The following is a 20,363-nucleotide window of genomic DNA, read 5'->3' as shown; positions in this document are numbered from 1 at the left end:
GGAACGCTAACCCGGGGAACCCGCGCTGAGAAGGGCCGACGGACGCCCCCGCTCACGACGCCTCAGAGCAGCAGGACCGCCCCCACCGCCGCCGCTCCCGCCAGCACCGCCACCACGAGGGCGCCGAGCGGCACCTCCCGGTTCTCGGAGCGGAGTTCGGCTGCCGGGTCGAAGACGAAGCGGGCGGGGTCGGCGGGGTCGTGGTGGACCGTGACGTCACGGCCGTACGAGCCGGCGGGGTCCGGGACGCCGGACCGGCAGTGCGCCGTGACGGCCCGGCCGTCGGCCGTCGTGAAGGCGACGACCGGCGTGATGGTGGTCGTGGTACTGCCCTCGGAGTCCGTGCTGACGTCCTTGAGGACCGCGATCACCTGCCCCGGTACGGCGACCATCGAGGCCAGCCGCTCCTTGCGGGCCCGGCTCTCGCGGACGTTCTCCGGGAGGTGGAGCGCGGCCAGCACGGCCCACGGCCCGCCGAACCCGACCAGCGCCCACGGCCACGCGTACTCGACCGCGAGGTACACCACGCATCCGGCGTACATCAGGAACACCGCGAAGTTCGGCCGGCCGAGCCCCCGGCCGGGCTCGGTCGGCGTGGTGGCGAACGCGTAGGCGTGCGGCCTGCCGCGCGGATGGTTGACCTCGATCTCCCGGCCCGCCCACGCCTCCGTGATCCTCTCGCCGCGCTCGCCCTCGTTCGTGACGGTGACCTGCTGTCCGGTCTCCGGCTCGACGTAGGTGACGACCACGGAGACCCCGCCCCGGGACGACCCCCCGTGCCTCGGCTCCCGCACCCGCTCGATCCGCCCGGGCGCCCGCACCGTCCGCTGCGCCTTGGTCATCCCGGACAGCGACCTGCCGTACCCGGCCAGCGCGGCCACGCCCAGCACCGCGCACCACAACGCGAGGTACACCTCCACGCGCCCTCCCTCACCCTCGACGTACGACCGTGCCCTTCCCGTCCGCCTCCAGCGACTTCGTACCGCCCCGCCCGGTCACCGTGACGTGGAGAGCCGCGCCGTCGGCGGTGAGCCGCCACACGCGCGGCGCGCCGAGCCGGGCCCCGGCCTCCTCGACCAGCGCGGGGACGCGGTCGAAGGGCAGGGACCGGGGATCGAACCCGGCGGCACCGTCAGCGGGGGAGGAAACGGGGGAGAAGACGACCGTCAGGAGCCGTTCCTGTACGACGACGGTGATCGCCCTGCGGTGGTTCCCCTGCGCCAACGACTCGACCGACCGGCGCAGTTCGCCGGGGTCGAGCATCGACTGGCCGGGGCCGAGGGCGACGGTCCCGGTGGACGCGGTGACGGTCACCGTGGTCGACGTCGTCGACGTGTTCGACGACGAGGACGAAGAGGATGACGAGGATGTCGACGGCTTCGCGGGGGAGTCGGAGTCGAACAGGTCGCCCCGGAACCCGTACACCACGGCCGCCGCCCCCAGCAGCAGCGCGACCAGCGTGAGGAACCCGGTCGCGCACCCCTGCGCCGGATCGCTCTCCAGGACCGGACCCGGCACCGGGTCCAGGCGCGCGCCCGCCGCCCGCTCCTCCCACTCCGGCGTCGGCCGCCGCACGATCCGCGCCTTCCATGGCTCGTCCGGCGGGTACGCCACCACCACGACGTCGCGCGGCCGGTAGTCGGGCAGGTCGGCGACGTTGATGTCCTGCCGGAACCGGACCCGGAAGGCGTACGCCTCGTCCGGCGCGACCGTCACCTCGAACGTCACCGGCACATCGCTGGTCTCGCCCCGGGTGACCTCCCGGCTCTCGATCACCGCGAGGGACGTGCGCGGCGCCACGGCCCGCGCCCGCGCCCTGGCCGGCGCGCCGGTGAGCAGCACCAGCAGCCCGTACCCGGTCGGCAGGACCAGCGCGCCGACGATCAGCGGCACCCGTTCCAGGACGATCCCGACGACGAACGCGGCCAGCGACACCCCGGTCACGCCGCCGGCCAGCACCCCCCGGACGAGGTCCAACGGCCTGGTGTGCTGAGGAGTCGCCGTGCCCCCGGTGATCGTCATGGCCCGATTGTGCGGGTTCCGGGTGACGTCCGACAGACCTTCCGAAGAAGGGAATGTCCTCCGTCCGTCCCGGTGTGACGATACGAGGATGACCAAGGTGCGCACGGCCGCGGGAACGGTCCGAGGGCGCCGGGAGAACGGCCTCGCCGTCTTCCGGGGCATCCCCTACGCCAGGCCCCCGGTGGGAGAGCTGCGGTTCGCGGCCCCGCGCCCGCCGCGGCCCTGGGACGGCGTCCGCGACGCCCTCGCCTTCGGGCCGCCGGTCCCGCAGGAGAACGGCCCCTCCGGCCCCGGCGGCTCCTTGGTGGGCGACGACTGGCTCACCGTCAACGTCTGGACCCCGGACCCCGCCGCCCGGCTCCCCGTCATGGTCTGGCTGTACGGCGGCGGCTACCGGTTCGGCGACACCGCCGACCCCGGCTACGACGCCGGACGCCTGGCCCGCGAGGGCGGAGTGGTCGTCGTGACCCTCAACTACCGGGTCGGCGCCGAGGGGTTCGCGTTCATCGAGGGCGCCCCCGCCAACCGGGGGCTCCTCGACCAGGTCGCAGCCCTGGAGTGGGTGCGCGACTCGATCGCCGGGTTCGGCGGCGACCCCGGGCGCGTCACCGTCTTCGGGCAGTCGGCGGGCGCCGGGTCCATCGCCGCGCTGATGACGATGCCGTGCGCACGGGGACTGTTCCGGCGGGCCATCGCCCAGAGCGTCCCCGGCGGCTTCTTCACCGCCCCGCTGGCCCGGGACATCGCCCGCGCCCTCGCCGCGGAACTCGGGCTGCGCCCGACCACCGGCGACCTCTCCGCCGTACACCCCCGCAGGCTCCCCGAAGCCGGGGCGGGCCTGCGGATGCGGGACCACCTCGACCGGTGGGGGCCGACCGCGCTGACGACGACGCCGTACGCGCCCGTCGTCGACGGGGAGGTCCTGCCGTGCGCGCCCTGGGAGGCCCTCGCCGGCGGGGGCGCGGCGGACGTGGAACTGGTCGTCGGGCACAACCGGGACGAGTTCCGGCTCTTCCTGCTGCTGGGCGGGCTGATCGGCAAGGTCGACGAGGCGATGGCGGCGGAGGCGCTGACGTACTTCGGACCCGGACCCGACTACCGGGCCGCGTACCCGGACGCCTCCCCGGAGCGGCTGTACGAACTCGTCCAGTCCGACCGCTTCTTCCGTATGCCGTCCCTGCACCTCGCCGAGGCGCACACGGCCGGCGGCGGCCGGGCCCACCTGTACGAACTGACCCGGCCTTCGGGCGCCTGCCACGCCCTGGACGTGCCCCTCACCTTCGGCGTGTACGAGGGTTTCCTCGCCCGCCTCCTCATCGGCCCGAAGCCCACCCCCGAGGCGGAAGCCCTCTCGGCACACCTGCGCCGCTCGTGGACGGCCTTCGCCGCGACCGGCGACCCCGGGTGGCCCGCCTACACCCCCGAGGACCGCCTCACCCGCACCCTGGCCACCGAACCGGCCGTGACCGCCTACCCGCAGGAGACGTCACGCCGGCTCTGGCAGAACCACACCTTCACCGGGCTGCCTCTGGGCCGGGGGTGATCGGCGTGGAGGGGGCCGAGGAACCCGGCGTAGGTCTACGCCGGGTTCCCGAGACGCACCGGGAGTTCCTGGTGGCCGTTGCTGATCAGGGAGGCCAGCGGGCGGAGGTCGGACGCGGGGACCGCCAGGCGGACGTCAGGGAAGCGTTCGAACAACTGGCGCAGCGCCTCCGTCACCTCCAGGCGGGCCAGCGGGGCGCCCAGGCAGAAGTGGACGCCGTGGCCGAACGCCAGGTGGTCCTTGTCGACGCGGGTGATGTCGAAGGCGTCCGCGTTCGCGCCGTGCCGGTTCGCGGCGCCGTACGACGCGAGGATCGGTTCGCCCTTCGCGATCGTCGTGCCGCCGGGGAGGGTGAGGTCCTTGAGGGCGTAGCGCAACGGCAGGTGCGTGACCGCCGGTTCCAGGCGGAGGGTCTCCTCCACGACGTCCCTCCAGCCGTACCGCCGGGCACGGACCAGGGCCAGTTGATCGGGGTGGGTCAGCAGGAGCGTGATCGCCTGGTCGATGACGTTCACCGTCGTCTCGTACCCCGCGCTCAGCATCAGCACCATCGTCCCGAGCAGCTCGTCCTCGGTGAAACCGGTGCCGTCGTCGTCGCGGGCCGCGATGAACTGGGAGGTGAGGTCGTCGCCGGGGGCCTCTCGCTTCGTACGGATCAGCTGGGCGAGTTTCTCGTACAGCAGCGCGGTGTTGGCCTGGGCCTGGGCGGGGGTGAGCGTCGTGTCGAAGACGCCGTCGACGACCTCGCGGAAGCCGTTCGCCCGGTCCTGCGGGACGCCCAGCAGGTGGCTGATGACGGCGATGGGCAACGGGTAGGCGAGGTGCTCCCGCAGGTCCACGACGCCTCGGCCGGCCGGCAGCGCGTCCAGGAGCCCGGTTACCATCCGCTCCACCGTCGGCACCAGCGCCTTGATCCGGTGCCCCGTGAACGACGGCGCGACCATCTGCCGCAGCCGGCGGTGGTTCCCGCCGTACGCCGTGAACATGTTCTCGACGGCCACCCACAGGGCGAGCGGCCATCGGGGCACGACCTCGGCGAACTCCGGCCAGTGCGCCCGCGCGTCCTTGGAGACACCGGGGTCGGTCAGTAACTCCTTGAGCAGGCCGGGCTCGGACACGGCCCAGACCTCCACCCCGAGAATGTCCACCCGCGTCACCGGTCCCCGCTCCCGCAACACCCGATGCTCGACCTCCCGTTCAGCACCTGTCGGATCAAGCACATACGCCGCCTGCCGCTCCACGAACCCCTCCTCGTCCTGGGCGACTCGATGCCGCCTCCCTGGTATGACAAGGCAGGAGGCGGGCCTGTGACAGCCCCTGGGAGAAAAAGGGGACCTGCCTTGACGGGGACGAGCACGGAACCCCGACGGCTGGGCGGGAGTTCGCCGCCTACCTCGACGGGGAGTGGGGTCAGGTCGGTTCGGGGGTGGGGAGTGGGTCCGTGTTGCGGCTGCTGAGGCCGTCCAGGGAGATGTGGAGGAGGCGGCGCCACTGGCCGGGATGGGTGGCGGCTGTGGTGAGGACCGCCTGGGTGAGGGAGCCGCTGAGGAGGACCAGGTCGGGGGTGGTGACGTCGGGGCGCAGGAGGCCGGCGTCCATGCAGCGGGTGCGCAGTTCGTCGATGACGGAGTAGCAGCGCTGGGCGCAGGCGCTTGAGGGGCCGCCGGCGGTGGCGTAGCTCTCGACGGCCGCGCGGTTGCGGGCCTGGGTCGTCAGCATCCGCTCGAAGAAGCCGGTGAGCGCCTGCCAGGGATCCTCCGTGGCGGTCGCCTCGTCGTGCGCGGTGGTGAGCCAGGACGCGAACTGGAGCTCCAGGACCGTGGTGAGCAACTCCTCCTTGGTCGGGAAGTGCCGGTAGAGGGTGCCCATGCCGACGCCGCTGCGCCGGGCGATCTCGCGGACGTCGACGGCGCCGCCGTGCTCGGCGAAGACGGCGGTCGCCGCCTCGATGATCGTGGCGCGGTTGCGCTCGGCGTCGGCCCGGCGTCCGCGTCTGGCGGGCGGTTCGGGCGCGGGCGCGGAAGTGGGCTGGTCGGCGAGGTTCACGAGGTTCAGGGTACAGGGAACCGCGATATTGCGGAGCGCTCGCTCCGTTTATCCTCCACTTAAGAGGAGCATTCGCTCCGCTTGTGCTACCTTGAAGGGGAGCGCTTGCTCCGGTTCGGTGGTGCGGGAAGCCCCGGCCTCAGCGTGCACTTCTTCCGCTCGACCCCCGCTCGACTTCCGCTGGACCCCGCGACCCGTGAGATCAGGAGACCCCTTCCATGGCAGCACTCGGCATCATCGGCACCGGCAGCATCGGCACGCAGATCGCCCGCCTCGCGGTCGCGGTCGGCGTCGACGTCGTCCTGTCCAACTCCCGCGGCCCCGAGACCCTGTCGGAGACGGTCGCCGAACTCGGCGCGCGGGCCCGCGCCGCGACCCCCGAGGAGGCGGCCCGGGCCGGTGACTGGGTGGTGGTGAGCGTTCCGCTGACCGCCTACCGGACCCTGCCGACCGCCGCGCTGGCCGGCAAGGTCGTGCTCGACACGAGCAACTACTACCCGTTCCGCGACGGCCGCATAGAGGTCCTCGACACCGGCAAGGCCACCACCAGCGAACTCGTCCAGGAACACCTGGCCGGCGCCAAGCTGGTCAAGGCGTTCAACAACATCAGCGACTTCCACATCCCCGCGCTCGCCCGCCCCGCCGACGCCGTCGACCGCACCGCCCTGCCCATCGCGGGCGACGACCCGCGGGCCAAGGAGGACGCCGCGGACCTGATCGGGCTGCTGGGCTTCGACGTCGTCGACGCCGGCTCGCTGGCCGAGAGCTGGCGCTTCGAACCGGAGACCCCCGCGTACGCGGTGCCGTACTTCGCCGACGCCACCGGCATCAGGGCCTTCATGGCGCGGTTCGCCGAAGGTCTGCGCACCGGCGACCTGCCGCAGACGCCGCCTCCCGCCGACCCGGGCGCCCCGCTGCCCGCCGCACGGCTGTACACCCTGCTCACCGAGGCGACACGCGTACTCACCGCCGACCGCGTGGTCGCCTGACCGGGCCCGCCACAGCGGCTCCGCCCGGCCGGGCCCCACCGGGCCTCGCCCCATCCGGCCTCGCCCGCGTGGCCGGTCCGGGGCCGTCCCCGGTCGGCGGGGGCGGCACCGTCCGTCCGCGAAGCGCTGAAACGCCGAACCTGCCCGTGACGCGCACGGCAGCGCGTCACGGGCAGGAGCTGTGGGTCAGACGGTCCCGGTCACCACCCCGCCCGCCTTGACGACGTGGTACGTGAGGGTCGCCCCGCTCCAGAAGTGGAACGTCAGCGTCGCCCGGGCGTTGTCCCGCAGCGAGTTGGCGAACTCCGCCGTGAGCTTGATCGAGTCGGAGGTGTACGCGGTGAAGGCGGTGTCCCACTGCTGGTACGGCGTCCAGTTGGCCGGTCCCGCGTTGGTGCCGTCGTCGTAGCGGGCCTCCATCGTGGCGAGCTGGTCGCCGCGGAACTGGGTGGGGATGGTCAGGCCGCTGGTGTTCCCGGAGGCGTCGGAGAGCACCGGGGTGTCGTAGGTGACGATGTCGATCCGCCAGGGGACGCCGCGCGAGAAGCGTGCCTGGAGCGTCGCGTTGAGGCCGTACGCGCGGTTGCCCGCGAGCTCCGTCAAGGCGGTGGCCGTGAGGGTGAGTTGGTTGCCGGAGAGGGTGTAGTCGCGGCCCTGGAGGAGGGTGCGGGAGCCGGCGCGCAGGCCCTGGAAGGTGGTCGTGTTGGGGTTGAGGGTGATCGTCCGGGCGGTGATCGGGGCCGACTTGGGGAGGAAGACCTGGTCGGTGGAGGCGGTGCCCGAGCGGGTCGTCCAGCCGGACTTGATCTGGGCGAAGAGTTCGGGGTCGCGCCACTGGAGGGTGCCCCGGTTCAGGAACTGCCCCGCGTCCCAGAGCATGGTGGTGAGGTGGCGCCGGCGCGCGTAGTCGCCGACGTACTCGAAGTACTTGCGCACCTCGCCGCGTTCGATGATCCCCGGCCGGGTGTGGTCGTAGGCGAGGAGCGCGTACTCGCCGATGATGACGGGCACGCCGTGCGCGGTGAACGTGTTGTACGCGCGGTCGAACTGGGCGGTGAGGTCCTGCTCGGAGGTCGCGTCGAAGCGCGTGTACCCGGCGATGTTCACGCTGAACGGCCACCAGCCGTAGAAGTGGACGGTCGTCGCGATCATCGGGTCGCGCAGCGCGGTGAGTTCGGCGGCGAGCGCGTCCAGGCGGCCCTGCTCGGAGTTGGTGTAGAGGGTCGGCAGGACGAGCAGCCGGTTCGTGTTGCCGCCGCCGGACGCGCGGACGACGGTGTGGAAGACGCGGTTCAGCTCGGCGAGGAGCCGGTAGTTCTGGTCGTCGCCCGAAGTGCCGGTGAACGTGGGCTCGTTGACGCTCTCGAACGTCAGCTTCGGGGAGTGGTCGCGGAACGCGGCGGCGATCTGCGTCCAGGTCGCGGTGTAGCGGGCGAGGACGTTGTCGTGGTCGGTGGGCAGCGTGTTGAGCCACATCCACGAGTCGTGGTGCATGTTCAGCAGGACGTACAGGTTCTCGTCGAGCGCCCAGTCGACGACCTGCCGGACCTTGCCCAGCCAGACGGGGTCGATGGTGTAGCCGGGGGCGCCGCCCTGGTGGCCGCTCCAGGTGACGGGGAGTCTGATGCTGCGGAACCCCTGCGACTTGACGTGGTGGAGGAGGGCCCGGGTGACGGGCGGGTTGCCCCAGGACGTCTCGTCGGGGATCGCGTCGTACGTGTTGCCGAGGTTCCAGCCCGGCTGCATCGCCGCGACCGCGCCGCGGGCGGCGGCGGAGGCGGGCGGGGGCGGGTCGGCGGCGTGCGCGGTGGCCGGCAGCAGGGGGAGCAGGAGGAGGGCCAGCAGGAGGGCCGCGAGCCGGGGCAGGGTTCTGCGGCGGAGGAGGTTCGCCATGTGCACCTTCCGGACGGTGGGGTGCGGGACCTAGCCGGGACGCGGGCCGCTCTCGGTGGGCCGCCGCTCAGGAAGCCGGTGCGAAGGAAACTCGGGCCGTGCGGGAAAACTTTCGCTCTCTGCGGCGGAGAAATTAACACGGGGAGCCGCGAGGGGCCAGAGCCGGTGCGAGAATGCCGGTACCGACGACGAGGAAGGCGACCTTGGAGGAGCACGCAACGGACCGGGTGACCGGCCACGACACCGACGCGCCCCGGCCCGTCACCATCGCCTACATCGCCGAGTCGGCCGGCGTCTCCGTCCCGACCGTCTCCAAGGTGATCAACGGCAAGTCCGGCGTCTCCGCGGACACCCGGGCCCGCGTCGAGGCGCTGGTCGACAAGTACCGCTACCGCAAACCCGCGGGCGCCGGCCGCAGCAACGTCGTCGAACTCGTCTTCCGTGAGCTCAAGGACATGTGGGCGGTCGAGATCATCCGCGGCGTCGAGGAGGTCGCCCGGCGCAACGGCGTCGGCCTCATGGTCTCCCGCTTCGGCCTGCACGACTCCGCGCCGGGCTGGGACGACACGGTCGCCCGGCGCCCCAACTGCGTCCTGTCCGTGGCCCAGCTCTCCGAGGCCGAACGCGCCCAGCTCACCGCCAAGGGCATCCCGTTCGTCGTCTTCGACCCCATCGTCGAACTCCCGGACGACGTCCCCTTCGTCGGCGCCACCAACTGGTCCGGCGGACGCGCGGCCACCCGCCACCTCACCGGCCTCGGACACCGCCGGATCGCCATGATCGGCGGCCCCCGCGACCAGCTCTGCTGCGCCGCCCGGCTGGACGGACACCGGTCCGCCCTGCGCGCCGCCGGACTGCCGGACGACCCCGAACTCGTCGTCCACACCCAGCTCACCCGCGAGGACGGCCGCGCAGCCGCCCGCGCCCTGCTGACGCTGCCCGACCCGCCCACGGCGATCTTCACCGCCAACGACCTCCAGGCGCTGGGCGTCTACCAGGCGGCGCGGGAAGCGGGGCTGCGCATCCCGGAGGACCTCAGCGTCGTCGGGTTCGACGATCTGCCGGTCGTCGGGTGGGTCGACCCGCCGCTCACGACGGTCCACCAGCCGCTCACCGAAATGGCGGTGGCCGCGACGGAGTTGGCGCTGCTGCTGGGGCGCGGGGAGGAGGCGCCGCAGGTCGGGGTGGAGATCGCGACGCGGCTGACGGTACGGGAGAGCACGGCGCCCCCGCCCGCGCGGTGACGGTGACGGCGGCGCCCTCACGCGGGCAGCGCGTTCGCGTGAGGACGCCGCCGAGAAAGTTTCCGATGATCCGCGCGAAACTTTCCGATCTACGGAACGACACTTGCCAACGCCGGGCGCCCCCAGGGGTCGTGATCCCCATGGTCGCCCACCCCGTCCTCCCCGTCCTCCCCGGCTTTCACCCCGACCCCAGCGTCTGCCGGGTCGGTGACGACTACTACCTCGCCTGCTCCAGCTTCGAGTACTTCCCCGGCGTACCGCTCTTCCACAGCCGGGACCTGCGGAACTGGACCCGCATCGGCAACGCCCTCGACCGGCCCACCCAGTTGCGGCTCCCCCTCGACTCGCCCTCCTCCGGCGGCATCTACGCGCCCACCCTCCGCCACCACGACGGCCGCTTCTGGCTGATCGTCACGAACGTCAGCGGCGACGGGAACCTCCTCGTCACCGCCACCGACCCGGCGGGCCCCTGGTCCGAACCGGTCCTCCTGACCGGCGTCCACGGCATCGACCCCGACCTCGCCTGGGACGACGACGGCACCTGCTGGTGCACGGTCGCCGGCGTCGGCCAGTACCGCATCGACCCCCGCACCGGCGAGACCCTCGGCCCCGCCCGCCGCGTCTGGTCCGGCGCGCCCGGCGCGAAGGCCCCCGAGGCGCCGCACCTCTACCGCATCGGCGACTTCTGGTACCTCCTCATCGCCGAGGGCGGCACCGAACGCGGCCACGCCGTCTCCATCGCCCGCGCCCCCGCCCCCGACGGCCCCTTCGAGCCCTGCCCCACGAACCCCGTCCTCACCCACCGGGGCACCGACCACCCCGTCCAGAACACCGGCCACGCCGACCTGGTCCAGGCCCCCGACGGCACCTGGTGGATGCTGTTCCTCGGCGTACGTCCGGCCGAAGGCACCCCCGGCTGGCACGTCCTGGGCCGCGAGACGTTCCTGGCGCCGGTGGAGTGGGAGGACGGCTGGCCGGTGGTCGGCGAACTCACGTCACCCGAACCCGCCGCGGTCGGCGGCGAGTTCACCTCGCCGGCCGCCGACCCGGCGCGCACCCCCGCGCAACTCGACCCGCCCCACGACGACTTCGACCTCGCCGACCTCGCCCCCCACTGGATCTCCCTCCGCGACCGCCCCACCACCCACTGCACCACCAAGGACCGCCCCGGCTGGCTCACCCTCCGCGCCCGGGGCACCTCCCTCGACGCCCCGGACGTCGTCTTCACCGGCCGCCGCCAGCAGCACCCCCACTCCCGCACCCGCACCCTGATCGACCCCGCCGAGGGCCGCGGCGGCCTCGCGGTCCGCCTCGACGAACAGCACCACTACTCCATCGAGGCCACCCAGGGTGAGGTCCAGGTCCGCGCCCGCATCGGCCCGTTGAACCCGGTCGTGGCGACCCACCCCACCCCGCCAGGACCCGTGGTCCTGCGCGTCGAGACGACCGCCCCCGAACCCCGGGGCGCCCGCACCGGCCCCGACACCGTCACCCTCGGCATCGAGAACCCCGACGGCACGTACGTCCAACTCGCCGCCCTGGACGGCCGTTACCTCTCCACCGAGGTCGCCGGCGGCTTCACCGGCCGCGTCATCGGCATGTACGCCGCCGAAGGAACCGTCCACTTCGACTGGTGCGCCTACGAACCGACCGACTCCTGACCCCCGTCGGCCGCGAACGGCCGCGCCCACCCGCCCCACGGAGAGAAAGTCCGCCCCCGCGCGTATCGGGCCCCGACGGCGGGGGAAGATCGGGGGAGGAGGTGAGGCGTGTGTCCGGGCGGGTGCGTGCGGCGGTGGTGGTGCTGCACGGTGGTGCGGTGAAGGACGTGCGGCCGAGCCGGGACCGGCAGCTGGCCGCGCTGCGGCTGGGGCCCGTGGTGCGGGCGCTGGACACGGCGGTGGGGGAGGACGCGGTGGTCACGCGCGTGCGGTACCGGGTACGGGGGTGGAACGGCGTCCGGGCCGACCCCGTACGCGACACCCTCGGCGCGCTCGACGACCTCGCCGAGCGGTACGGGGACGTACCCACCGTGCTCGTCGGGCACTCCATGGGCGGGCGGGCCGCGCTGCACGCCGCCGGGCATCCGCTGGTCCACGCCGTGGTGGGGCTCGCCCCGTGGTGGCCGCCCGGCGAACCCGTCGACCAGCTCGCCGGGCGGCGGGTCGTCGCCCTGCACGGCGACCGGGACCACATCACGTCCGCGACCGAGACGGCCGAGCTGATCCGGCGGGCCCAGGGCATCGCCGTACGCGCCGACCTCGCCCTCGTCGCGGGCGGCGATCACGCGATGCTGCGCCGCTACCGCGTCTGGCAGCGGACGACGGCGGCGCTGGTGGCGCACCTCGTCGACCCCGGGGCCGGCCCGGACCCGCTGCCGGCGGACCTCCTGCCGACCTCGTGGAACGTGTGACCTTTCGGAGCATCCGGACACCGCCCCGCCGCGGAAGAGATCGGTGGAAGGCATCCCGTCCCGCTCCCGGAGTCACCCACCATGAACGTCTCGGTCGTCCTGTTCACCTCCGACCTGCGCCTGCACGACCATCCCCCGCTGACGGCGGCCCTCGCCGGAGCCCGCGAGGTCGTCCCCCTCTTCGTCCGCGAGCCCCGGTTCACGGCCCCGGGCCGGCCGGCGTTCCTCGCGGACTGCCTGCGCGACCTGGACGCCGGGCTGCGGGAGCGGGGCGGGCGGCTGGTCGTCCGCAGCGGGGACGCCGTCGAGGAGGTGTGCCGGGTCGTCGCCGAGACCGGTGCAGGTCAGGTGCACATGGCGGCCGACGTGAGCGGGTTCGCGCAGCGCCGGGAGGAGCGGCTCCGGCGGGAGCTGGGGGGACGGCTGCACGTCCACGACGCGGTGAACGCGGCCGTCGCCCCCGGTGCGGTCCTCCCCGCCGGGTCGGACCACTTCGCCGTGTTCACGCCGTACCACCGGCACTGGGCCCGCACGCCGCTGCGCGACCCGCTCGCCGCGCCGCGCACCGTACGGGTCCCCGAGGGCGTCGAGTCCGAGGCGCTGCCTCCGGGGGACGGAACCGGTGGTGAGACGGCCGGCCGGGCGCGGCTCGCGGCGTGGCTGCGTACGGGGGTGCACGCGTACGAGGAGCGGCACGACGACCTCGCCGGGGACGCCACCTCCAAGCTCTCCGCGCATCTGCACTTCGGGACGCTCTCGCCGGTCGAGCTGGTCCACCTGGCGCGGACGGTACCCGGACCGGGGGCCGAGGCGTTCCTGAGGCAGGTCGCGTGGCGGGACTTCCACCGGCAGGTGCTCGCCGCCCGGCCCGACGCCGCGCACGCCGACTACCGTACGAAACACGACCGTTGGCGGACCGGGAAGGACGCGCGGGACGACATCGCGGCGTGGAAGGCGGGGCGTACGGGATACCCCGTCGTGGACGCGGCGATGCGCCAGCTCCTGGCCGAGGGCTGGATGCACAACCGGGGGCGCCTGCTGGCCGCGAGCTTCCTCACGAAGACCCTGTACGTCGACTGGCGCGTGGGCGCCGCCCACTTCATGTCGCTGCTCGTCGACGGGGACGTGGCCAACAACCAGCTCAACTGGCAGTGGACGGCGGGCACCGGCACGGACTCCCGGCCCAACCGCGTCCTGAACCCGGTGACCCAGGCGAAGCGGTACGACCCCGAGGGGGTGTACGTCCGCCGCTGGGTTCCCGAACTCGCCGGTGTCCAGGGCCCGTCGGTGCACGAGCCGTGGCGCCTCCAGGGCCTCGACCGGGCGTCGATCGGCGACTACCCGGACCCGATCGTCGACCTCCCCTTCGGCCTCGCCCGCTTCAGACGGGCCCGCGGCCTCGACTGACCGCGTCGACCGCGTCCCGCAGACTGCCGGGCCACAGCATTCCGTCGCCCACCCGGCCCAGCCAGCCGGGGCCGGCGAGGACGACGAGGGGGCCGCTGCGGGCGCCCCGCACACCCCACCGGGTGCGCGCGATCCGCCGGGTCAACGCCGGGTCCGCCGTCGAACGGGTCTGCGCCCAGAGGACGACGACGGACGGTCCGAGCCGGGACACGGCTGCCGCGAGAGCGGGTACGGGGAGCGCGGCGCCGAACATCCTCACCGGCAGGGCCCGTTCACCAAGTGCGGCGTGCAGAGCCTCCAGGGCAAGCGTGTGCTGTTCACCCGGCACGCAGGCCAGAACCACGGGGTCGGCCCCGACCGCCGGGCGGGTATGCCGACGGAGAGCGGTGGACACATGCCACGACAAAAGATGCTCCACCTCCACGTAACGCTCCCCGGAGGACGCCCACTTACGGCCCACGGCGTGCAGGACGGGAGCAATGACCTCCTCCCAGGCGCGGGTTACACCGCAGGCGTCCACCACTACGGCCAACTGCCGTTCCAGAGCGGGGGAGTCCAGCCGCAGAGCGGCCCGCGCGAGGCCATGACGGAGGTCACCGAGGGGGAGGGTGTGGGGTGCTGCCGGGGTCTGCTCCCCGACGGCCGCCCGCCCCTCCTCCAGGTCCCGTTCCCTGATCGCCAGCCGTGCCGCCTCCGCCGGAGGTGTGCCGGTCGATGTCAGGCGGCACATTCGCTCCACGACCGCCACGTCGGCGGGGGTCCAGCGGCGGTGGGTGCCGGTGGGGCGGGTGGTGGGGCCGATGCCGTAGCGGTGGTCCCAGGTGCGGAGGGTCGTGGGGGCGATGCCGAGGCGGCGGGCCAGGGCGCCGGTCGTGAGGGCGGGGCGGTGCATGGGGTCAGCCTTCCTTGAGGAGGGGCGCCTCGGGAAACGACGCACTATCGACGCGAGTTGAGGGGGCTCCGGCGGCTCCGCACGATGACGCCATGGACCCCACCTCGATGCCGGACGACGAACTCGCGCGAGGCGTCGTCCAGGGCGACGAGTCGTGCCTCGCCGTCGCCTACGACCGCTGGTCGGCGCTGGTGCGCGGCACGGCCCGCCGCTGCCTCGGCGACGCCGAGGAGGCCGAGGACGTCACCCAGCTGGTCTTCCTCGGCGTATGGCGGGGCCGCCACGGCTACCGCCCCCACCTCGGCACCTTCCCCGGCTGGATCATGGGCATCACCCGCCACCGCATCGCCGACGCGCTCGCGGCCCGCGCCCGCCGCGGCGAACCGCGCGCCACACCCACCGATTCCCCGGGCCCCGAAGCGGTCCTCGACCGGGTCCTGATCCACGCCGCACTCGCCCGACTCTCCCCGCCCCAACGCCGGGTACTGACCCTCGCCTACTACGAGGACCTCACCCACCCCCAGATCGCCGAACGCACGGGCTGGCCCCTCGGCACGGTCAAGAGCCACACCCGGCGCGGCCTCCACCGACTCCGCCACGCCCTCCAGGAAGCCTGAGATCATTTCCGGCATGGACATGAGAGACGTGCTGATGGACTACGCGACGACGGGCGGCGTCGGCGTCCTGAGACCGGGAGCGGGACTGGACGCCGTCACCGAGGTGCTCGGACCGCCGGCGGAGGCCGACTACTTCCCCAGTCCGGAGGGGACCTGGCCTCGGACCTTCGCCTACGGCGACGTACGCCTCGAAGTCTGCGGCTGCCGCGAGATCTTCCAGGTCGCCCTGAGTACATGGACCGGGACCGTGGAGGTGCCCACCGGGCGGCCGGGGGAGGTGGTGGCCCTCGCGTCGGAGGTCACGTTCGCCGAGCTCAAGGAGCTGTTCGCGACGGCCGGGGTGGAGTGGGAGCTGGGGGAGCCATCCGCCGTCACGACTCAACTCACCGTCGTCGTAGGGGAGTACCCCGAGAACGTCGACTACACCTTCGCCGTCCCCGATCCCACCGCACCGGACACCGCCACCCTGCACAGCGTGATCGCGAAGGACGTCGAGCACACCTGCTAATCGTCCTCCTCCGCCCGCGACAACGCGTCCGTGATCAGCCGGGTCGCGAAGTCGTGGTCGTCGGTCACCCGGTTGATGTGCTCGGCGAGGAGCGTCGCCGTCGCCTCCAGGGCCATCATCTCCGCCTCGGTCCACTCCCCGTACTGCTGGCGCCACAGGCTGGGGCTGAGTTCCATGGCGGAGGAGACGACGAGGCCGACCATGGTGGGGATGGCCTCGGGGCGGACGTTGACGGTCATCTGGCGCAGGGTGGCGACGAGGCTCGGTACGACGTACTCGATGACGTCCCGGTCGTGTTCCGCGTGCGCGAGCCGCAGCCACCTCATGTAGACGTAGATGAGCGTGCAGGCCCCGTCGAGGACGTCGCGCGCCCCCTGGGGGGTCATGGAGTCCGTGTACTGGTCGATCATCTTCTGCTGTTCGGGGTCCGTGGTGGTCCGCCCCGAGTACAGCGTCTTGAGCCGGGAGTCGATCATCATGAGCGCGGTGCTCACATCGCCGACGGGTGCGTACGCGGGGTCACAGGGCGCGGGCACGGAAGCCTCCTCGGACGGTCACGGTGGGCAACGCCTCGTGCTCGTACCGTAGACCGCCGCCGCGCGGGCGGTCCGGAGAATCCTGAAAAGGGCCGCCCCTTCTGGAGCGGCCCTCTCGCGGGGAGCGTCAGCGGCGGCCCGCCTTCTGCTCGGTGATGATGTTCAGCGCGTCGATGAGGCGCTTCAGCTTCGGCGCGAAGTTGGTCGCGCAGCCGAACTTGAGCGGCTTGCGCTTCCCGCCGGGCGGCAGGTTGTCGTTGTAGCGCTGGTTGTTGGCGTCCTGGTTGAAGATCGTCATGGCCTCGCGGGACTTGGAGATCAGGTCCTCACGGAGCATGTCGTCGTCGATGATGGCCTGGATGGTCGCCTTCATCTCCGCGTCGGTCGGCACCTTGTCGTCCTTCATGCGCAGCGCGACCGCCATCAGACCGCCGGGCTCGTGCGTGGTCTGGAGCCCGACCTCGGCGCCGTTGAGGAGGTTGACGTGCGCGCCCTTCTTGGTGCACCAGTCGCGGCTGACCGGCGAGATGTGCTTGATCCCGCAGAACCGCTTCTTGCCCCCGGCGGCCTTCGCCGAGAACGTGGTGCGCGCGGCGACCCCGGGGAACAGCTCGGCCGCGTCCAGGACGCATTCGCCGAGCTCCTCGCCCTTGCGGGCCTTCTCGATGATCGACTTGAGGATCTTCAGGGACTTGCGGCCCCGCTGCGCGCTCTCGAAGAACTTCGTGACGCCGCTGACGACCCGCACGATCGCCTTGCCGACCGCCGGCAGCTTCCCGGCGACCAGGACCAGGCTGCCCACGTCGACCAGCGACCACAGGCAGCTCTCGATGTCGCCCTGCCCGAAGCACCGCTTGACGTTCTCCACGCCGAGCACTTCGAGGAGGATCTGACCGCCGTTCTCCACGACCCAGTCGATGATCGACTTGTTGACGGCGGCCAGCGCCTCCCGGTACTCGTCGACGCACTTCTGACCGCACTGGGCCAGCAGGATCGCCTCGTCCTCGGCGCTGAGCCCCGCCTCCTTGGGGCCGTCGGTGCCGGTGTCACCGGCTTCCATCGCGGCCTTGCGCTGCTCTTCGAGCCGCTTGCGCTCGGCGGCCTCGGCGCGGTCCGCGCTGGCGTCGGCGTCCTTGGCGGCGCCGTCCGCGTTCTTCGCGGCGGTCTCGGCGGCGGTGGCGTCCGACTCGGCCTTCGTCGCGGTGGACCGGGCGCTCGCCGCGTCCGACTCGGCGGCCGTCGCCGACGATCGGGCACTGGCCGCGTCGCGCTCGGCGTCCGTGGCGTCCCGGTCGGCGGCAGCGGCCTCGGACTCGGCGTCGGTCGCGGCGTACCCGGCGTAGACGGCGTCCACGCCGGCCTGCTCGTCGTACCGCTGGGCGTTCGCGTCGGCCTTCTTCGCGGCGGCTGCCGCCTTGTCCGCCTCGGCGGCCGAGGCGCGGGCCGCCGCCACCGACACCAGGGCCTTCGCGGCGTCGGAGGCCGCGTCGGCCGCCGCCTGCGCGGCGATCTTCGCGTCGCCGGCCGCCTTGTCGGCGAGGGCCTTCGCGGTCGCGGCGGCCTTGTTCGCCTCGTCGGCCTTGGCCTTCGCCGCCGACGCCTGCTGCTCGGCGAGCGTCTTGGAGGTCTGCCCGATGAGCACCGCGAACGCGGCGGAGACGTCGCTCTCCTGGTAGGGCGCGCCCAGCGAGATCGCCGTGTCGGCCGCCTTGGTGACGGCGTTCGCCGCGTCCCGGGCCGCCGTCGCCGCCTGGCTGGTCGCCATCGCGAACCCGGCCGTCTTCACGGCCCACGCGGCGGTCTTGAGGGCCTCCGCCTGCGCCGCGGTGGCCTCCTTGCGCGCCGCGATGGCCGCCGCCTGCGCCTTCTTCGCCTCGGCCTCGGCGCTGCGGGCGTTGCGGTTGGCCGCCGCCGCCGCGTCGATCGCGTCGGCCGCCGCCGCGTGGGCGGTGGCCGCGGCGGCGTGCGTGGTGGTGTACGCCGACCAGGCCGCGTCCGCCGCGGCGCGGGAGCGCGACGCGGCACCCTGGGCGCGGGTCGCGGCGGCGCGCGCGTTCACCGCCGCCGTCGACGCGTCGTTCGCCGCGGACCGTGCCCGGCCCGCGGCGGCCGTGGCGTCGTCGGCGGCGCCGCGCGCCTCCGTCGCCGCCTCGCGCGCCTCACCGGCGGCGGACGTGCCCACCGCCGCCGCGGCAGCCGCCTCCAGCGCCCGCGCCCGCGACTCGGTCGCCTTCTTCTCCCGCTCGGCCTCGGCCGCCAGGTCACGCGCCAAGTACGCCTCGGCCTCGGCCTCTTCGGCCTCCGCCCGCTTCTGCGCGGCTGTCGTACCGGCCGTCTCCGCCGCGCCGCGTGCCACACCGGCCGCGTCCCGTTCGGCGCTCGCCCGCCGCTCGGCGTCGGCGGCCTTGCCGCGTTCGCGCGCCGCGTCGGCCCGCGCCGCGACCGCGTTCGCCTTCTCCCGCTCGGCGATCCCGCGCTGCCGCTTCGCCTCGGCCGCGCCGGCCTGCGCGGTCTTCTCCGCCGCCTCGGCCGTGGCCTGCGCGTTCTTCGCCTTCGTCGCGTTGGCGGCGGCCTCCTTGGCCTGCCTGTCGGCCGCCTGGGCCGCCGCCTTCGCCTGCGCCGCTGCCTCCAGCGCCGCCGCCTTGCGGAACTCCGTCTGGAGGGCGTGCGACTGGGTCTTGGCGAGCGCCAGCAGCGCCTGGCTGTCGGCCGCCGTCGCCTTCGCCGCGTTCGACGCGGTCAGCGCCGTCTTCGCCGCCGCCTGGGCAGCCGCGTACGACGCCTTCGCGACCTGCACCGACCGCTGCGCGTACATCAGGCCCCGGCCGCGCGGCGTCTTGTTGGTGTCCGCGACCGTCCACGCCGACGTCTGCGCCGCGGTCGCCTTCTCGGCGGCGGCCTTCGCCGCGGCGACGGCCTTGTCCGCGATCGGCACCTGGGCCGCAGCCGCCGCCTTCGCCGCCGCCAGGTCGGCCGCGGCCTTCGTGAACACGGCCGGCTTCGGCTTCAGGATGCTGTTCGGGTTCGCCGCCCAGTACTTCTGGAAGTACAGGATCTGGTCGGCCTGCCACGCCTGCCGGATCGCCTCGGTCATCGCCTCCGTGGCGACCCGGACCTCCTTGGAGGCGGCCGTCTCGGCGGCCACGATGTCCTTGCGCTGCGTGGCCTGCGAGGCGTACTCGGCCTCCCACTCGGCGTGCGCCTGGAGGACGGCACCGCTCAGCACCCGGTAGTGGTCGATGGGGTTGGCACTGTCGCAGCTCGCCCAGGCCGCCTTGAGGACCTCGACCTCGCCGCGCTCCTCCATCGAACCCGGCTCGGGGGCCTTCGTCGCGAAACCGCCGAACCGCAGCACGCTCGCGATGTCGTTGGCCGACCCGGTGACCGGACCGCCGCCGATCCCGAACAGGGCGTCCTCGGCGAACGGCTTGTAGTTCGTCGCCCAGGTGTCCCCGGTGGTGTCGAAGGCCGCCAGGACCTCCTTCGCCTTGTCCAGCGCCGCCTTGCCGGCCTTCGGCGTCGGATCGCCGCTGACCTTGTACGCGAACTCCCGCTCCGCCTTCGCGAAGGCGAGGATGTCCGCGCCGAACTCCGGGGCGTGGTAGTCGCGTCCGCCCTGGGAGTTGACCGACGCGTACGGCTTGTTGGTCTCGTTCAGCTTCTCCTGGCGGGTGCGGAACGCGGTCGACCGCGCGTCCTGCGCCGCCTGGTCGCGCTTCTGCGCCTCGCCGAGCGGGCCGGTGCCGTACCACCAGTCCTTCCACGCCGCCGCGACGTCCGCCTCCGTGCCGGACAGCGCGGTGTTGGCGACGGTCTTCATCTCCGGGCCGCCGTAGTGGGCGGCCTGGCCGACCTGGCAGCGGTCCTGGCGGGCCTGGGCGCCCAGGCTGATGCGCAGCGTGCGCAGGAAGGGGTCGGTGGGGTTGTCGCCGGGTTCGTCGGCGTGCGCCGGGACGACGGACACCAGGCCCGTCAGCAGGGCGGCCGAGGTGGTCAGCGCGGTCGCGGCCACGCCCCGGGTCAGGGCCGCGCGTCTGGCGCGCGGGTCTCTTCGGAAAGCTCTCAGCACGGATCAGCCACTTCTTCCAGGTACATGTCATGCCCAGGAGAAGCGGGCGCCGCCCGGTGGTCGGCCGGGCGCTGCTGCGGATGAAGAGAGCTGAGCCCCCTGGCGTGCCGGTCGAGCACGCCGTCCCCCTGCCTTCCCCCGAAGGCGCCGAGATCGTCTCATAGAGATCAAGACAAAGGGAAGG

The 20,363-nt window shown here is 73.3% G+C and carries 17 protein-coding genes; 9 read left to right on the top strand and 8 right to left on the bottom strand.

The window, feature by feature from the left end:
* Positions 1-62: 62 nt before the first annotated feature.
* Positions 63-920 (bottom strand): DUF3592 domain-containing protein, encoded by an 858-nt coding sequence (locus tag PV682_RS27915; RefSeq protein ID WP_319734559.1) that lies wholly within the window; start codon positions 918-920, stop codon positions 63-65.
* 10 nt (positions 921-930) lie between these two features.
* Entirely contained in the window at positions 931-2,022 is a 1,092-nt protein-coding gene (locus tag PV682_RS27910; protein ID WP_319734558.1) for a DUF3592 domain-containing protein, read from the bottom strand.
* Positions 2,023-2,110: 88 nt separating this feature from the next.
* On the opposite strand from PV682_RS27910, the gene PV682_RS27905 reads away from it, so the two are divergent.
* The gene (locus tag PV682_RS27905) at positions 2,111-3,565 is read left to right on the top strand and encodes a carboxylesterase/lipase family protein (protein WP_319734557.1); all 1,455 of its coding nucleotides are present in this window, start codon (positions 2,111-2,113) and stop codon (positions 3,563-3,565) included.
* Positions 3,566-3,600: 35 nt separating this feature from the next.
* Here the strand turns inward: PV682_RS27905 and PV682_RS27900 are convergent, their stop codons facing one another.
* Complete coding sequence (locus PV682_RS27900) at positions 3,601-4,806, bottom strand: cytochrome P450 family protein (protein ID WP_319734556.1); 1,206 nt, start codon at positions 4,804-4,806, stop codon at positions 3,601-3,603.
* 169 nt (positions 4,807-4,975) lie between these two features.
* A complete protein-coding gene (locus tag PV682_RS27895; RefSeq protein ID WP_319734555.1) occupies positions 4,976-5,611 on the bottom strand; it encodes a TetR/AcrR family transcriptional regulator in 636 nt (211 codons plus the stop codon).
* Between the two features lie 218 nt (positions 5,612-5,829).
* On the opposite strand from PV682_RS27895, the gene PV682_RS27890 reads away from it, so the two are divergent.
* A complete protein-coding gene (locus PV682_RS27890; RefSeq protein WP_319734554.1) occupies positions 5,830-6,600 on the top strand; it encodes an NADPH-dependent F420 reductase in 771 nt (256 codons plus the stop codon).
* Between the two features lie 186 nt (positions 6,601-6,786).
* Here the strand turns inward: PV682_RS27890 and PV682_RS27885 are convergent, their stop codons facing one another.
* Complete coding sequence (locus PV682_RS27885) at positions 6,787-8,493, bottom strand: cellulase family glycosylhydrolase (protein ID WP_319734553.1); 1,707 nt, start codon at positions 8,491-8,493, stop codon at positions 6,787-6,789.
* Between the two features lie 203 nt (positions 8,494-8,696).
* Between PV682_RS27885 and PV682_RS27880 the strand changes: the two genes are divergently transcribed.
* The 4 genes from PV682_RS27880 (at position 8,697) to PV682_RS27865 (ending at position 13,557) form a co-directional block, all read left to right on the top strand.
* A complete protein-coding gene (locus tag PV682_RS27880) occupies positions 8,697-9,737 on the top strand; it encodes a LacI family DNA-binding transcriptional regulator (RefSeq protein WP_319734552.1) in 1,041 nt (346 codons plus the stop codon).
* 140 nt (positions 9,738-9,877) lie between these two features.
* The gene (locus tag PV682_RS27875) at positions 9,878-11,398 is read left to right on the top strand and encodes a glycoside hydrolase family 43 protein (RefSeq protein WP_319734617.1); all 1,521 of its coding nucleotides are present in this window, start codon (positions 9,878-9,880) and stop codon (positions 11,396-11,398) included.
* A gap of 110 nt (positions 11,399-11,508) precedes the next feature.
* Positions 11,509-12,150: an alpha/beta fold hydrolase gene (locus PV682_RS27870; RefSeq protein WP_319734551.1), complete on the top strand. Its 642-nt coding sequence runs from the start codon at positions 11,509-11,511 to the stop codon at positions 12,148-12,150.
* An 81-nt stretch (positions 12,151-12,231) separates the two neighbouring features.
* Positions 12,232-13,557 carry a cryptochrome/photolyase family protein gene (locus tag PV682_RS27865; RefSeq protein WP_319734550.1) on the top strand — a complete coding sequence of 442 codons (1,326 nt, stop codon included), beginning with the start codon at positions 12,232-12,234 and terminating at the stop codon, positions 13,555-13,557.
* On the opposite strand, the gene PV682_RS27860 is transcribed toward PV682_RS27865, so the two are convergent.
* The gene (locus tag PV682_RS27860; protein WP_319734549.1) at positions 13,532-14,449 is read right to left on the bottom strand and encodes a MerR family transcriptional regulator; all 918 of its coding nucleotides are present in this window, start codon (positions 14,447-14,449) and stop codon (positions 13,532-13,534) included. The two genes, PV682_RS27865 and PV682_RS27860, sit on opposite strands and share 26 nt — an antisense overlap.
* 92 nt (positions 14,450-14,541) lie before the next feature.
* Between PV682_RS27860 and PV682_RS27855 the strand changes: the two genes are divergently transcribed.
* Both PV682_RS27855 and PV682_RS27850 read left to right on the top strand, forming a co-directional pair.
* Entirely contained in the window at positions 14,542-15,066 is a 525-nt protein-coding gene (locus PV682_RS27855) for an RNA polymerase sigma factor (protein ID WP_319734548.1), read from the top strand.
* Positions 15,067-15,079: 13 nt separating this feature from the next.
* Positions 15,080-15,574 carry a hypothetical protein gene (locus PV682_RS27850; protein ID WP_319734547.1) on the top strand — a complete coding sequence of 165 codons (495 nt, stop codon included), beginning with the start codon at positions 15,080-15,082 and terminating at the stop codon, positions 15,572-15,574.
* Here PV682_RS27850 and PV682_RS27845 read toward each other — a convergent pair.
* Positions 15,571-16,110, bottom strand: a complete 540-nt coding sequence (locus tag PV682_RS27845; RefSeq protein WP_319734546.1) for a hypothetical protein — start codon at positions 16,108-16,110, stop codon at positions 15,571-15,573. The two genes, PV682_RS27850 and PV682_RS27845, sit on opposite strands and share 4 nt — an antisense overlap.
* Before the next feature lie 127 nt (positions 16,111-16,237).
* A complete protein-coding gene (locus PV682_RS27840) occupies positions 16,238-20,179 on the bottom strand; it encodes a hypothetical protein (RefSeq protein WP_319734545.1) in 3,942 nt (1,313 codons plus the stop codon).
* Positions 20,180-20,208: 29 nt separating this feature from the next.
* Here PV682_RS27840 and PV682_RS27835 point away from each other — a divergent pair, with 29 nt between their 5' ends.
* A complete protein-coding gene (locus PV682_RS27835; RefSeq protein WP_319734544.1) occupies positions 20,209-20,343 on the top strand; it encodes a hypothetical protein in 135 nt (44 codons plus the stop codon).
* Positions 20,344-20,363: the final 20 nt, after the last annotated feature.

This window comes from Streptomyces niveiscabiei, from assembly GCF_033794345.1.
GTDB classification, from domain to species: domain Bacteria; phylum Actinomycetota; class Actinomycetes; order Streptomycetales; family Streptomycetaceae; genus Streptomyces; species Streptomyces niveiscabiei.
Note: the sequence above shows the minus strand (reverse complement) of the source record. Positions and strands in the feature narration are given on the sequence as shown.

Excerpts from the sequence above, each read along its gene's own strand:
- PV682_RS27910 (WP_319734558.1), bottom strand. The coding sequence starts at position 2,022 with ATGACGATCACCGGGGGCACGGCGACTCCTCAGCACACCAGGCCGTTG.
- PV682_RS27905 (WP_319734557.1), top strand. The coding sequence starts at position 2,111 with ATGACCAAGGTGCGCACGGCCGCGGGAACGGTCCGAGGGCGCCGGGAG.
- PV682_RS27890 (WP_319734554.1), top strand. The coding sequence starts at position 5,830 with ATGGCAGCACTCGGCATCATCGGCACCGGCAGCATCGGCACGCAGATC.
- PV682_RS27885 (WP_319734553.1), bottom strand. The coding sequence starts at position 8,493 with ATGGCGAACCTCCTCCGCCGCAGAACCCTGCCCCGGCTCGCGGCCCTC.
- PV682_RS27875 (WP_319734617.1), top strand. The coding sequence starts at position 9,878 with ATGGTCGCCCACCCCGTCCTCCCCGTCCTCCCCGGCTTTCACCCCGAC.
- PV682_RS27865 (WP_319734550.1), top strand. The coding sequence starts at position 12,232 with ATGAACGTCTCGGTCGTCCTGTTCACCTCCGACCTGCGCCTGCACGAC.
- PV682_RS27860 (WP_319734549.1), bottom strand. The coding sequence starts at position 14,449 with ATGCACCGCCCCGCCCTCACGACCGGCGCCCTGGCCCGCCGCCTCGGC.
- PV682_RS27855 (WP_319734548.1), top strand. The coding sequence starts at position 14,542 with ATGGACCCCACCTCGATGCCGGACGACGAACTCGCGCGAGGCGTCGTC.
- PV682_RS27850 (WP_319734547.1), top strand. The coding sequence starts at position 15,080 with ATGGACATGAGAGACGTGCTGATGGACTACGCGACGACGGGCGGCGTC.
- PV682_RS27835 (WP_319734544.1), top strand. The coding sequence starts at position 20,209 with ATGCCCAGGAGAAGCGGGCGCCGCCCGGTGGTCGGCCGGGCGCTGCTG.